Annotated in this window: 11 protein-coding genes; 3 read left to right on the forward strand and 8 right to left on the reverse strand. The window is 55.8% G+C overall.

Going from position 1 to position 13,442, the window contains the following annotated elements; translation table 11 throughout:
- Nucleotides 1-64: 64 nt before the first annotated feature.
- Both K7R23_RS21335 and fabA read left to right on the forward strand, forming a co-directional pair.
- The gene (locus K7R23_RS21335) at nucleotides 65-1,825 is read left to right on the forward strand and encodes an AAA family ATPase (RefSeq protein WP_012905340.1); all 1,761 of its coding nucleotides are present in this window, start codon (nucleotides 65-67) and stop codon (nucleotides 1,823-1,825) included.
- A 68-nt stretch (nucleotides 1,826-1,893) separates the two neighbouring features.
- On the forward strand, nucleotides 1,894-2,412 hold the full coding sequence (gene fabA / locus K7R23_RS21340; RefSeq protein ID WP_012905339.1) for a bifunctional 3-hydroxydecanoyl-ACP dehydratase/trans-2-decenoyl-ACP isomerase: 519 nt from the start codon (nucleotides 1,894-1,896) through the stop codon (nucleotides 2,410-2,412).
- Between the two features lie 94 nt (nucleotides 2,413-2,506).
- Here fabA and rmf read toward each other — a convergent pair whose 3' ends face one another.
- From rmf to rlmKL, 6 genes are all read right to left on the reverse strand, one after another.
- The gene (rmf, locus tag K7R23_RS21345) at nucleotides 2,507-2,674 is read right to left on the reverse strand and encodes a ribosome modulation factor (protein WP_012905338.1); all 168 of its coding nucleotides are present in this window, start codon (nucleotides 2,672-2,674) and stop codon (nucleotides 2,507-2,509) included.
- Between the two features lie 256 nt (nucleotides 2,675-2,930).
- Nucleotides 2,931-3,494, reverse strand: coding sequence for a membrane integrity-associated transporter subunit PqiC (pqiC, locus tag K7R23_RS21350; protein ID WP_012905337.1), 564 nt, complete (start codon nucleotides 3,492-3,494; stop codon nucleotides 2,931-2,933).
- Nucleotides 3,491-5,131, reverse strand: a complete 1,641-nt coding sequence (gene pqiB / locus K7R23_RS21355; protein ID WP_012905336.1) for an intermembrane transport protein PqiB — start codon at nucleotides 5,129-5,131, stop codon at nucleotides 3,491-3,493. Before pqiB ends, pqiC begins: the two co-directional genes overlap by 4 nt.
- Nucleotides 5,121-6,383, reverse strand: coding sequence for a membrane integrity-associated transporter subunit PqiA (gene pqiA / locus K7R23_RS21360; RefSeq protein WP_012905335.1), 1,263 nt, complete (start codon nucleotides 6,381-6,383; stop codon nucleotides 5,121-5,123). Before pqiA ends, pqiB begins: the two co-directional genes overlap by 11 nt.
- 14 nt (nucleotides 6,384-6,397) lie before the next feature.
- Entirely contained in the window at nucleotides 6,398-8,305 is a 1,908-nt protein-coding gene (locus tag K7R23_RS21365; protein ID WP_012905334.1) for an ABC transporter ATP-binding protein, read from the reverse strand.
- Nucleotides 8,306-8,317: 12 nt separating this feature from the next.
- Nucleotides 8,318-10,426: a bifunctional 23S rRNA (guanine(2069)-N(7))-methyltransferase RlmK/23S rRNA (guanine(2445)-N(2))-methyltransferase RlmL gene (gene rlmKL, locus K7R23_RS21370; protein ID WP_012905333.1), complete on the reverse strand. Its 2,109-nt coding sequence runs from the start codon at nucleotides 10,424-10,426 to the stop codon at nucleotides 8,318-8,320.
- 97 nt (nucleotides 10,427-10,523) lie between these two features.
- On the opposite strand from rlmKL, the gene K7R23_RS21375 reads away from it, so the two are divergent.
- Entirely contained in the window at nucleotides 10,524-11,633 is a 1,110-nt protein-coding gene (locus K7R23_RS21375; RefSeq protein WP_012905332.1) for a YcbX family protein, read from the forward strand.
- On the opposite strand, the gene zapC is transcribed toward K7R23_RS21375, so the two are convergent.
- Together zapC and pyrD are read right to left on the reverse strand one after the other, a co-directional pair.
- Nucleotides 11,630-12,172: a cell division protein ZapC gene (zapC, locus tag K7R23_RS21380; RefSeq protein WP_012905331.1), complete on the reverse strand. Its 543-nt coding sequence runs from the start codon at nucleotides 12,170-12,172 to the stop codon at nucleotides 11,630-11,632. The two genes, K7R23_RS21375 and zapC, sit on opposite strands and share 4 nt — an antisense overlap.
- A gap of 176 nt (nucleotides 12,173-12,348) precedes the next feature.
- Nucleotides 12,349-13,359: a quinone-dependent dihydroorotate dehydrogenase gene (gene pyrD, locus K7R23_RS21385; RefSeq protein ID WP_012905330.1), complete on the reverse strand. Its 1,011-nt coding sequence runs from the start codon at nucleotides 13,357-13,359 to the stop codon at nucleotides 12,349-12,351.
- Nucleotides 13,360-13,442: the final 83 nt, after the last annotated feature.

Genomic DNA, 13,442 nt, shown 5'->3' on the forward strand with positions numbered 1-13,442 from the left:
ACGTGTGAAGCGATGAGGGTTACGCTATAATCGCGTCTTTTACAACAGACTAAAAACATCAACTTTGACCATTACGAAACTTGCATGGCGCGATCTGGTTCCTGATACTGAAAGTTATCAGGATGTTTTTGCGCAGTCACACGTTACTGACGAAAACAATACATTACTCAGTGATACTCAACCACGCTTACAGTTTGCCCTTGAGCAATTATTGCATCCCAGAGCTTCGTCTCCCTTTATGCTGGCGAAAGCGCCAGAGGAGCTTGAGTATCTTACTCTGCTGGCAGAAGCCGCCCGGACGCTGCAACATGACGCAGGCCGTCTGACCGGCGGTCATTACGACATATCCGGACACTCGATTCGCTATCGTGACGCCGAACAGGTTGATGACAATTTTGCCACCTCGTCGCAGGTGGTGATTGCAGACTGGGTGGAGGCCGAACAACTGTTCGGCTGTCTGCGCCAGTTCAATGGCGATATCACGCTGCAGCCGGGGCTGGTTCATCAGGCCAACGGCGGTGTTCTGGTGATCTCGCTGCGCACCCTGCTCGCGCAGCCGCTGCTTTGGATGCGTCTGAAATCGATAGTCAGCCGTGGGCGTTTCGACTGGGTGGCCTTTGATGAATCCCGTCCGCTGCCGGTTTCTGTCCCTTCCATGCCGCTTAAGCTGCGGGTGCTGCTGGTCGGTGAACGCGAATCGCTGGCCGATTTTCAGGAGATGGAGCCGGAACTTGCCGAGCAGGCTATCTACAGTGAATTTGAAGACAACCTGCAAATTGTCGATGCGGAATCTATGGCGCAATGGTGCCGGTGGGTGAGCTGGACGGCAAAACGCAACCAGTTGCCCGTGCCGGCCACCGACGCCTGGGAACCGCTGGTGCGTGAAGCGGTACGCTATACTGGTGAGCAGGATACGCTGCCGCTTAACCCGCTGTGGATTATCCGGCAGTTTACCGAAGTGGCTCCGCTTTGCGAAAGCGAGACCTGTAGCGGCGAACAGCTTAGCCTGATGCTGGCGCAGCGCGAATGGCGCGAAGGATTCCTCGCCGAACGGATGCAGGATGAAATCCTGCAGGAGCAGATACTGATTGAAACCGAAGGCGAACGCGTCGGCCAGATCAACGCCCTGTCGGTGATCGAGTTTCCCGGCCATCCGCGCGCTTTTGGCGAACCTTCACGCATCAGCTGCGTGGTGCATATCGGTGACGGCGAATTTACCGACATTGAACGCAAAGCCGAGCTTGGCGGTAATATTCATGCTAAAGGCATGATGATTATGCAGGCGTTTTTAATGTCGGAGCTACAGCTCGAACAGCAACTCCCCTTCTCTGCTTCGCTCACCTTCGAGCAGTCGTACAGCGAAGTGGATGGCGACAGCGCCTCAATGGCCGAACTGTGCGCGCTGATCAGCGCGCTGGCTGGTGTGCCGGTTAATCAGCACATCGCCATTACCGGTTCTGTCGATCAGTTCGGCCGAGCTCAGCCGGTGGGCGGTCTGAACGAAAAAATCGAAGGCTTCTTCACGATTTGCCAGCAGCGAGAGTTAACCGGTAAGCAAGGGGTAATTATCCCGGCGGCCAATGTCCGGCATCTCAGCCTGCCACCGGCGCTGCTGAAAGCCGTTGAAGAAGATAAATTTACTGTCTGGGCGGTGGAAGACGTGACCGACGCGCTGCCGCTGCTGTTAAATCTGGTGTGGGACGGCGAAGGCCAGACAACGCTGATGCAAACAATCCAGGAGCGCATCGCCCAGGCGACGCAACAGGATGGGCATCACCGTTTTCCGTGGCCGCTGCGCTGGCTGAACGGGTTTGTTCCGAACTGATCGGACTTGTTCAGCGTACACGTGTTAGCTATCCTGCGTGCTTCACTAAAATAAGGCTTACAGAGAACATGGTAGATAAACCCGAATCCTATACAAAAGAAGACCTTCTTGCCTCTGGTCGCGGTGAACTGTTTGGTGCGAAAGGGCCGCAATTGCCTGCGCCAGATATGCTGATGATGGACCGTGTCACCAAATTATGCAAAACCGGCGGCAACTTCGACAAAGGTTACGTTGAAGCCGAGCTGGATATCAATCCGGATCTGTGGTTCTTCAAATGTCACTTTATCGGCGATCCGGTGATGCCGGGCTGCCTGGGGCTGGACGCAATGTGGCAGTTAGTAGGATTTTACCTCGGCTGGCTGGGCGGCGAAGGTAAAGGCCGCGCGCTGGGCGTGGGTCAGGTAAAATTCTCCGGCCAGATTCTGCCGACCGCGGAAAAAGTGACTTATCGTATTCACTTCAAGCGTGTCATGAACGGTCGTCTGATTATGGGCATCGCAGATGGCGAAGTCCTGGTTGATGGTCGCCAGATCTATACTGCGAACGACCTGCGCGTAGGCCTGTTCAAGGACACTTCCGCTTTCTGATATCCTGCCGGATAAACGGCCAGACGCCGTTTACCGTCGGTAAAAAAGGCGAAACCTCCGCAATGCGGAGGTTTCTTTTTCTAAAGAGACAGAATCAGGCCATTACCACCCTGTCAGCCATGGCTTCTCGCCAGCCTCCCAGCCAGTGCGACCTCTGATTCAACGTCTGATAGGGACACATTTCTTTTGAGCGTCCGGCAATGCCGGCCTGATAACCACGTTGATGTGCCCGTTCCAGGCGATCTCGTTTTTGTCTCTTCATGCCTCGTTTCCCTCATACTGATATGTGGTGGAAAAGAAAACAGTGATTACAAAGTGTGCAATCACACTAAACGAATACCGCGAAACATTGCCCGCGTCAATGCGCAAAATTCATGCCAGTGTCATATTTGTGAGCTACTGAATAACTCGGTTGTACAAAAAATGTGAAGCGGAACAACTTCCTGTTTCCCCCGGCAGGTATAAAAAAACCGCCGCAACCAACAGGTTCACGGCGGTCAGATTTACAAAAATTTAAGTTATGGCAGGCGCTTCAGCTCCTGCGCGATGGCGGCAGCCTCCTGACTCCAGGCAGCGGCCAGCACTTTCACCATCTCATCGTAACCGTCCCGGGTCTGCACCGCTTCAATATGGAAAGGACGCTTAATCAGCTGTCCCTGGTGGTTCAGCAACAATTCTCCGCTGACAATGACTTTACCGTCATAGCGGCCATGAAAACCGGTTACCGTCACGTTCAGCGTATCCTGTACGCTTCCCAGCGGCTGAGACGCCACCACCCATCCGGGCAGTTGCGTACTCAGACTGGCGACCAGCGTATTGCGTAACTGCTGATCCAGCGGGCTGGCCCACAGATTATTGCTGGCGATAACATACTGAACGTCGCTGGTCTGATAGACCAAGCCGTTCCCGGCCAGATAATCCGGCACCGAAACCTGCTCCACCCACAGCAAACGGCTGCTCTGATTCGCCGTGCTCTGCACGCCGCTCTGCGCCACCGGGAGCTGGTAATAGCTCTTGTTTTCACCACCGGAGCTACAGGACGCCAGCAGGCACGCCATTACCACCACTCGCCACTTTTTCATTGTTTCGCCCTCTTCGGCTCTGGATCTTTCTTATCCTTTGCTTCAAACACCAGCGCATTGCTCTTTTCATTCAGGGTTTTCAGCACCGGCTGGAGTTCACGAAGCACCTGATCGAGACGCTGCATATCGGCCACCATCTTGTTGTATGCCGCAGAGCCCGGCTGGAAGCCCTGCATACTGCGGTTCAGTTCGCGCAGGGTGTTCTGCATATCTGCTGGCAGCTGTTGCATCGACTGACTGGAGGTAAGCGCGTTCACATTGTCCAGCGTCGTTTGCAGACGCTTCATTGTGCGCTGGCTTTCCGACAGCGTGTTGGTCGCCTGTTGGATCATCGGGTTCAGCGGCAGGTTGTTGATCTTATCCAGCGCGTCCATCAGCCGCTGCTGGATCTGCGCCAGACCGCCGCTCACCGTCGGGATGATCTGATAACCATTAAATTCGCGAATACCGCTGATCGGCGGCTCTTTCGGATAGAAGTCGAGATCGACATACAGCGCGCCAGTCACCAGATTCCCCGTTTTCAGCGAACCGCGTAAGCCGCGTTTTAGCAGATCGGCCAGATGGGCGCCGACATCCGTCTCTTCGCCCAGTTGCGCTTTCAGGCGCTCGGGTTCAATACGCACCAGCACCGGAATACGATAGTCGTTGTTAAAGACCTGGCGCATGTTCGGCACAAAGAAAGGCACTTTGCTTACCGTCCCCAGACGAATGCCGCGGAACTCAAGCGGCGCGCCAGGCTGCAGCCCGCGGATCGAATCTTTGAAGAACATCAGATAGTCAATATGATCGGTATACAGCGAATCCTGAATGCTTTTCTGATCGTCATACAGGCTGAAGGAGGACTTCTCGGCAACCGGCTGACCCAGCTCAAGCCCTTCGGGCACGTCAAAGCTGACGCCGCCGCCAAACAGCGTGCTCAGCGAGCCCATTTCAACGCGCATCCCGGCGGAGGTCAGATCCACCGCGATCCCGCTGTCCTTCCAGAAACGCACGTTGCTGGTGACCAGGCGGTCGTTCGGCGCATTGATAAACAGCTGATAGCTGATGGTGCGTTTCTGCGCATCAAAGGTGCTGGTCTCCACCGACCCGACCCGATAGCCGCGGAACAGCACCGGATCGCCCGGACTGAGCTGTCCGGCCTTTTTGCTGTCAAGCACCACCCGGATCCCCCTGGCGTCAGGCGGCGCCAGCGGCGGTGAATCCAGCAGTTGATAGCTCTCAGGCTGGGTGCCTTTGTTTCCCGGCTGCAGTTCTATATACGCGCCGGATAGCAGCGTGCCTAAGCCGCTGATCCCTTCACGCCCGACCTGGGGTTTCACGACCCAAAAAACTGAGTCCTGATGCAGCAGCTTTTCCATTCCGGCATTGAGGCGCGCTTTAATTTCCACGTGCGTCAGATCGTCGGCCAGCGTCGCGCTCTCCACCACGCCCACGTCCACGCTTCGGCTTTTGATAGTGGTTTTTCCCCCCTCAATCCCCTCGGCATTGGTAGTGATCAGGGTGACTTCCGGCCCCTGGTGGCTGTAGTGATAAAACAGAACCCATGCCCCAATGAGTGCGGTGACAATGGGAAAAATCCACACGGGAGACCAGTTTTTCACCCTCTGCACTTTGGCTTCGCCATTTTTAGATTCCATGCTGTCCGGACTCCTCATGGTCTGGTTCACGATCCCACGTCAGGCGCGGATCAAACGTCATCGCAGAAAACATTGTCATAATGACCACTAAAGCAAACATCAATGCACCCATTGCAGGATAAATATTCATTAATCCTCCCATCCGCACCAGCGCTGAGAGAACGGCAATCACAAACACATCGATCATCGACCAGCGACCGACAAATTCCACGACCTCATAAATTAAGTGCATCCGCTCGCTGTCGCGCCGTCCGTGACCTTTGGCATCCCAGCACAGCCAGGCGATAGCGATCATTTTGAGCGTTGGCACCATAATACTGGCGATAAAAATAACCGCCGCCACCGGATAAGAGCCTTCGCTCCACAACAGCACCACTCCCGCCAGAATCGTTGACGGCATTTTTGAGCCTAACAAATCGGTGATCATAATCGGCAGGATGTTGGCCGGCAGGTAGAGCATCAGCGACGTCACCAGTAACGCCAGCGTCCACTGCACACTGTTTCTGCGCCGCACGTAGCCTTTGGTCTGGCAGCGGGGACAGATACGTTCGTCAGCCGGAAGAATCGCCGTACAGCAGGGACATGAACGCAGCCCCTGGCGAATGCCGGGAACACCGGGCTTTAGCGGCTGTCGGAGGGCGGGCATCGGGGCGATATCGTCCCACAGCCAGCGGCGATCGACGCACTGAAAGGCGCGCAGTTGCAGAACGCAAAACAGACACCACGGAATAAAGCTGCTGCCTACGCCGATATCGCCATACGCCATCAGTTTGACGAAGCTGACCAGCACGCCGGCGAGAAAAATCTCCGCCATTCCCCAGCTTTTCAGTTGAAACAGCACGCGGGCAAGCCGGGTTTTCAGCCGTTCAGGCATTTCGACCCGGTTAACCAGCAGCAGGATGGTGAACAGGCAGAAAGCGGGCACCAGCTGCACGAATAAAATAAAGAAGGTGCCGAGACTGGCATAGTCTTCCGAAAAAAGGACGCGGGGAATTTCCATCAGCGTCACCTCACTGTTCACCCCGGCGACGTTCATATTCACAAAGGGGAACAGGTTAGAGAGAAGCAGCATGAACAGCGCCGCCAGGGCATAGGCGGTGGGACGCTGCCGCGGCGCATCCCACTCGGTGGTCAGGGTGGTGCCGCATCGCGGACAGGTCGCTTTTTGCCCATGCTGCAAGGGAGGCAACGCCACCAGCATGTCACACTGTGAGCACAGTATGTGCTTTGCGGCATGGTGATGTTTGCACATATGCGCTCCTTGGGTTATGCGCCATTCTTCAACGCTTCGAGGTACTCCCAGCGCTCAAAGGCTTGCTCAAGCTCCTGCTCCGCTTTTGCTAAATCGCTTAATACCTGCTGCGTATGTGCATGAGGCTGGCTGAAGAAGCTCGCATCTGCGACCTGCGCCTGCAGCGCTTCCAGTTTTGCTTCCAGATCCTCCAGCAGCTGCGGCAGCTGTTCCAGCTCGCGTTGCAGTTTATAGCTTAGTTTGCTACTGCTGCGTTTGACAGTTTCCGCTTTTTCGGCAACCACTTCCGGCGTTTTTTTCACGACCGGCTGTTTGAACGCCAGATGCTGCTCCTGCTGTCCGCGCGCATCGTGATACCCCCCGACATAGCGGCCAATTTTGCCGTTGCCTTCGAAAATCCAGCACTCGGTCACCGTATTATCAACAAACTGACGGTCGTGGCTGACCAGTAACACGGTGCCCTGATAGCCATCAATAAGCTCTTCCAGCAGCTCCAGCGTTTCGACGTCAAGATCGTTGGTGGGTTCATCGAGAATCAACAGGTTGCTCGGCTTGAGGAACAGCCGCGCCAGCAGCAGACGATTCCGCTCGCCGCCGGACAGCGCGCGCACCGGCGTCATCGCCCGTTTTGGATGGAACAGGAAGTCCTGTAAATAGCCGAGCACATGGCGCGGCTTACCGTTGACCATCACCTCCTGCTTGCCTTCCGCCAGGTTGTCCATCACCGTTTTGTCCGGATCCAGCTCTGCGCGGTGCTGATCGAAATAGGCCACTTCCAGTTTAGTACCGACATGAATGCGCCCGCTGTCCGCCTTCAGCTGACCTAACATCAGTTTCAGCAGCGTGGTTTTACCGCAGCCGTTGGGGCCAATCAGGGCGATTTTATCGCCGCGCTGAACCTGGGCGGAAAAATCTTTGACCAGCTGTTTGCCATCGACCTGATAATCGACGTTTTCCATTTCGAAAACGATCTTGCCGGAGCGCGTCGCCTCTTCAACCTGCATCTTCGCGGTGCCCATCACTTCGCGGCGCTCGCTGCGTTCCCGACGCATCGCTTTCAGCGCCCGCACGCGACCCTCATTACGGGTACGGCGCGCTTTGATGCCCTGGCGGATCCACACCTCTTCCTGCGCCAGTTTGCGATCGAACTCCGCGTTCTGTAGCTCCTCCACGCGCAGCGCTTCCTCTTTCTCGACCAGATACTGATCGTAGTTGCCGGGATAAGTCACCAGCTTGCCGCGATCGAGATCGACGATACGGGTCGCCATATTGCGTATAAAGGAGCGATCGTGCGAGATGAAAATGATCGTCCCGTTGAATGCCTTGAGAAAATCCTCCAGCCAGTCGATGGTTTCGATATCGAGGTGGTTGGTCGGTTCATCGAGTAGCAGAACGCGCGGATTGCTGACCAGCGCCCGGCCCAGCGCCGCTTTACGCAGCCAGCCGCCGGAGAGCGCAGAGAGCGCGGCGTTAGGATCGAGCCCCAGCTGCGCCAGCACCTCATTGATGCGGTTTTCCAGCTGCCACAGATTATGGTGGTCAAGCAGTTCCTGCACCTTCGCCAGTTCGTTCAGGTTTTTGTCGCTCGGGTCGTTCATCACCAGCCGGGAGACATCATGGTAACGCTTGAGGTATTCCGCCTGTTCTTCAATGCCTTCGGCAACAAAGTCGTATACGGTGCCTTCGACATTACGCGGCGGATCCTGTTGCAGGCGCGCGACGATCAGATCCTGTTCATAAATAATGCGCCCGTCGTCCAGCCCCTGCTCACGGTTGAGGATCTTCATCAGCGTCGATTTTCCGGCGCCGTTACGGCCAACCAGACAGACGCGTTCGTTATCTTCGATATGCAGCTCTGCGTTATCGAGAAGCGGCGCGTCGCTGAACGACAGCCACGCGCCATGCATACTGATTAATGACATTTACTTATCCTTTCAGGCTGCGGTAATCAGCCAGCAGTTGTGGATCTGACGATTGCGGGCAAAGTCCTGGGACAACGTTTTTTGGGTGATTTCTTGTGCCTTCAGCCCCAGCGCCGCCAGACCGTCGAGATCCATACGGAATCCGCGTTTATTGTTGGAGAACATGATCGTGCCGCCCTGACGCAGCAGACGTTTCAGATCTTGCATCAGCCGCAGATGATCGCGCTGAACGTCAAACGCGTCCTCCATCCGTTTCGAATTGGAGAAGGTTGGCGGATCGATAAAGATCAGATCGAACTGTTCGTTAGCCTCGCGTAGCCAGCCGAGGCAGTCAGCCTGAATCAGACGGTGCGCGCGACCGCTTAAGCCGTTCAGACGCAGGTTGCGTTCCGCCCACTCCAGATAGGTACGCGACATATCGACCGTCGTGGTGCTGCGCGCGCCGCCAAGACCCGCATGGACGCTGGCGCTGCCGGTATAGGAGAACAGGTTCAGGAAGTCTTTTCCTTTACTCATCTGGCCGAGCATCCGGCGGGCGATACGGTGATCGAGGAACAGCCCGGTATCAAGGTAATCGGTCAGGTTCACCCACAGGCGGGCGTTGTATTCGCCAACCTCGATGAATTCCCCCTTCTCGTTCATCTTCTGGTACTGGTTTTTACCTTTCTGCCGCTCACGGGTTTTCAGCACCAGCTTATTGGGCGCGATGTCGAGCACCGTCAGCGTCGCCGCAATAATGTCAAACAGCCGCTGGCGCGCCTTCTGCGCATCGACGGTTTTCGGCGGCGCGTATTCCTGAATCACCACCCAGTCGGCGTAACGGTCAACCGCGACGTTATACTCCGGCAGGTCGGCGTCGTACAGACGGTAGCACTCAATACCTTCCTGACGCGCCCACTTCTCCAGCTTTTTAATATTCTTACGCAGGCGGTTAGCGTAATCTTCCGCCACCGTCGCCGGCTTGCTGTCCGCCGTGGTTTCGGCAATATGATAGTTCTTCTGCACGCAGTCCAGCGGACCGTTTTTGGCTTTGAACTGCTTATCAGCGCGCAGTTGCAGACTGCTGAGCAGATCCGGCGACGCGCTGAACAGCGACAGATTCCAGCCGCCAAACTGATTTTTCATGGTGCGGCCCAGCAGGCTGTGCAGGGCAATCAGCGCCGGTTCGCTGTCCAGACGTTCGCCGTAGGGCGGGTTGCTGATCACCGTACCGTAAGGCCCTTTCGGCAGCGGGTTGCTTAGCTGCGCCACGTCTTTGACTTCAAAGGTAATCAGTTCGCCAATACCGGCGCGACGGGCGTTGCTGCGCGCCCGTTCGATGACCCGCGCGTCGCTGTCGGAGCCGTAAAAATGCGAACCGTAATCCGCCAGACCTTTGCGCGCGCGGGTTTGCGCTTCGGCTTTCACTTCCTGCAAGACCGTTTCATCATGCTGCGCCCAGCCGCTGAAGCCCCAGCGCCCGCGGTGCAGGCCCGGCGCGCGATCGGTGGCCCACATCGCCGCTTCAATCAGCAGCGTGCCGGAACCGCACATCGGGTCGAGCAGCGGCGTTCCCGGCTGCCAGCCGGAGCGCATCACAATTGCCGCCGCCAGCGTCTCTTTAATGGGGGCAAGACCGGTACGGTCGCGATAGCCGCGCAGATGCAGGCCATCACCGCTCAAATCCAGCGCAATGCTGGCGGTATCTTTATTAAGCCAGACGTTCACGCGGATATCCGGCGATTCGCGGTCGACATTCGGACGCGGAAGATTCTTGCGGGTAAAGGAATCCACAATCGCGTCTTTTACCTTCAGGGCGCCGTACTGGCTGTTGCGAATGGTGTCGTTCAGACCGCTAAAATGCACCGCAAAGGTGGCGCCTGGCGTAAACATCGCCGTCCAGTCAATCGCCATCACGCCCAGATAGAGGTCTAAATCACTGTAAACTTTGCACTCACTCAACGGTAAAATGATGCGCGAGGCCAGGCGGCTCCACATCAGGCTCTGGTAAACAAGCCGGGTGTCGCCCTTAAAATGGACGCCACCCTGAACCACCTGGCACTCTGTAGCGCCGAGGCCTTCCAGTTCAGTTTTTAACAGCTCTTCCAGGCCACGGGCCGTACTGGCAAACAAAGCATTCATATCGTCACTTATACTCGAAGAAAATTGCTGCGCATTATAGCTAAACTCGCGCCCATGTCATAAAGTTGAGGGCTTATTTCTTTCGAGGGACTGTACCGTGTTGACGTTAACCCGCCTTTTTATTCATCCCGTCAAATCAATGCGCGGCATTGGGCTGACCCACGCTCTGGCAGACGTCAGCGGACTGGCCTTCGACCGCATTTTTATGATTACCGAAACGGACGGTACTTTTATTACCGCCCGCCAGTATCCCCAAATGGTGCGCTTTACCCCTTCCCCGCTGCACGATGGTCTGCATTTAACCGCGCCGGATGGCAGCAGTGCGGTGGCGCGCTTTAGCGACTTCGCCGCCCAGGATGCGCCGACGGAGGTGTGGGGAAACCATTTCACCGCGCGCATCGCCCCGGACGCCATTAATCAGTGGCTGAGCGGCTTCTTTTCCCGCGACGTGCAGCTACGCTGGGTCGGGCCGCAGCTTACCCGCCGGGTGAAGCGTCACGCGGGCGTTCCGCTCTCTTTTGCCGATGGATATCCCTACCTGCTGGTGAATGACGCCTCGCTGCGCGACTTACAGCGGCGCTGTCCGGCAGGCGTTCAGGTTGAACAGTTCCGCCCAAATATCGTGGTATCCGGCGCAAGCGCCTGGGAAGAGGACACCTGGAAAGCGATCCGCATCGGCGAGGTCGTCTTTGACGTGGTAAAACCCTGTAGCCGCTGCATTTTTACCACCGTCAGCCCGGAAAAAGGGCTGAAGCATCCTTCCGGCGAGCCGCTGGCGACGCTGCAGTGCTTCCGCACCGCGCCGGACAACGGCGACGTTGATTTTGGCCAGAACCTGATTGCCCGCAACAGCGGCGTCATCCGCGTCGGTGATGAAGTGGAAATTTTGTCGACCGGACCTGCGCGCGTCTACGGTGCGGCCAGGCAGGATGATACTGTCGCCGTTGCGCCGCAGGCGGACGCTGCGGTTGACATCGACTGGCAGGGACAGGCGTTTCGCGGTAATAACCAACAGGTGCTGCTTGAACAGCTGGAAAGCCAGGGAATTCGGATTCCTTATTCATGCCGGACGGGAATTTGCGGCAGTTGCCGTATCAAACTACTGGAGGGTGAGGTCAGCCCGCTGAAGAAGTCGGCGCTGGGAGCGGACGGAACGATTCTGAGCTGTAGCTGCGTGCCAAAAACCGCGCTGAAGCTGGCGCGTTAAACCGCCTGACCGAGGCTGAAGCTGTCGGGATAAACCTGCGGCTTCAGCCTGTCGTTCATAATTTTAATCGCATCGCCAAGCTGCATAGTACGCCCCGCCACCACCACGCAAGGCTGCGCCAGTAAACACAGCGTCGCATTTTCACCGGGTTCAACCACCAGCAGACTGACTTGCTCCAGCGTATCGCTCAGCCAGACGCAGGCGGTATCGCCAGTGGCTGGCGACCAGTTCTCGTTATGCGCGACGAAATGCCAGCTTTTCGGCATCTGCGGCTTCAGGTAGCGGATTGCCACCAGCGCATTGAGCACCAGTTCCGCTTTCTGTTCTCTGGAAAGGTCGAGGTCACGGCACTTTTCTTCGAATGAGAAGTAAAGCGCGGCGTCGTCAACGCAAAAACCGGACGGGGAGAATGCATCCGGGGTGAGCATTTTACGGGCAAAACGCGAGCGGAATAACATGCCATTGGCTAAGTCGAGCATCATTCGGTCATGCTCTTCGTCATAATACCAGCGCCAGTTATCGTCAGGTTTAATTCGCATTTTTCTCTCCCCTTGCCATTATCCCGCTGCAAAAATGTCCTTTTTTTGCCGCTTCGCTTATTACCCTAATAAGCAAAGCTTAAAATGTGTAAATAAGCAACAGTGAGAGAATATAAAGCAACCAGGCGTGGAAATAAACCCCTGATTGCTCGATATGTAGACAAAGCGCGGGAAAATCAAATATGGGTAATGATTTCTTTAACCAGCGGCGGTCCTTTAAAAATAAAGCCGGAATATATCTGCACCAGCGACGCCCCGGCAGCCAGTTTTTCGCGCGCTGCGATAACCGAGTCGATTCCGCCGACGCCAATAATCGGCAGCTGGCCTTTTAATTCCTGAGCAAGACGGCGGATAATTTCTGTACTTTTTAATTGCAGTGGACGACCGCTTAAGCCACCGGTTTGATCGCAATTTTTCATTCCCTGTACCAGAGAACGATCGAGCGTAGTATTGGTGGCAATAACACCATCAATATTATGGCGAACTAAACTGTCAGCCACCTGGATCAATTCTTCCTCAGAAAGATCCGGGGCGATCTTTACGGCGATCGGAACATATTTCTGATGGATCGTTTGAAGATCGTTTTGCTTATTTTTAATTGCGCTCAATAAATCATCCAGCGCTTCGCCATATTGCAATGTGCGTAATCCCGGGGTATTCGGCGAAGAGATGTTAATGGCGATATAACCGGCATACGCATAGATTTTTTCCATACAAATCAGGTAGTCATCTTTGCCCTGCTCAACCGGCGTGTCTTTATTTTTACCGATATTAATGCCAAGCACCCCGTCGTAATGGGCCTTTTTCACGTTCTCAACCAGGTTATCGACGCCGTGGTTATTAAAGCCCATCCGGTTGATCAAACCTTCGGCATCGACCAGACGAAACAGCCTCGGCTTATCGTTACCCGGCTGCGGACGCGGCGTGACGGTACCGATCTCGATCGAACCGAATCCCATTGCGCCCAGCGCGTCAATGCACTCCCCGTCTTTATCAAGGCCGGCAGCCAGACCAAGCGGATTTTTAAAGGTCAGTCCCATGCAGGAGACCGGTTTTGCAGGCACTTTCTGACGGATCAGCGCTTCAAACGGCGTTCCCGCCACGCGGCGTAACTGCTGAAAGGTCAATTCGTGGGCGCGCTCTGGATCGAGCTGAAAAAGGGCTTTACGAACGAAGGGGTAGTACATGAACTCTCCTGGATTCCCGGTGTGCAAACCGGGGGCGTATTATGGGCGATATCGCACAAAAAGGGAATTGACCTGCGGCAATA

Origin of the sequence: Citrobacter rodentium NBRC 105723 = DSM 16636 (genome assembly GCF_021278985.1) — a bacterium.
Taxonomy (GTDB): domain Bacteria; phylum Pseudomonadota; class Gammaproteobacteria; order Enterobacterales; family Enterobacteriaceae; genus Citrobacter_A; species Citrobacter_A rodentium.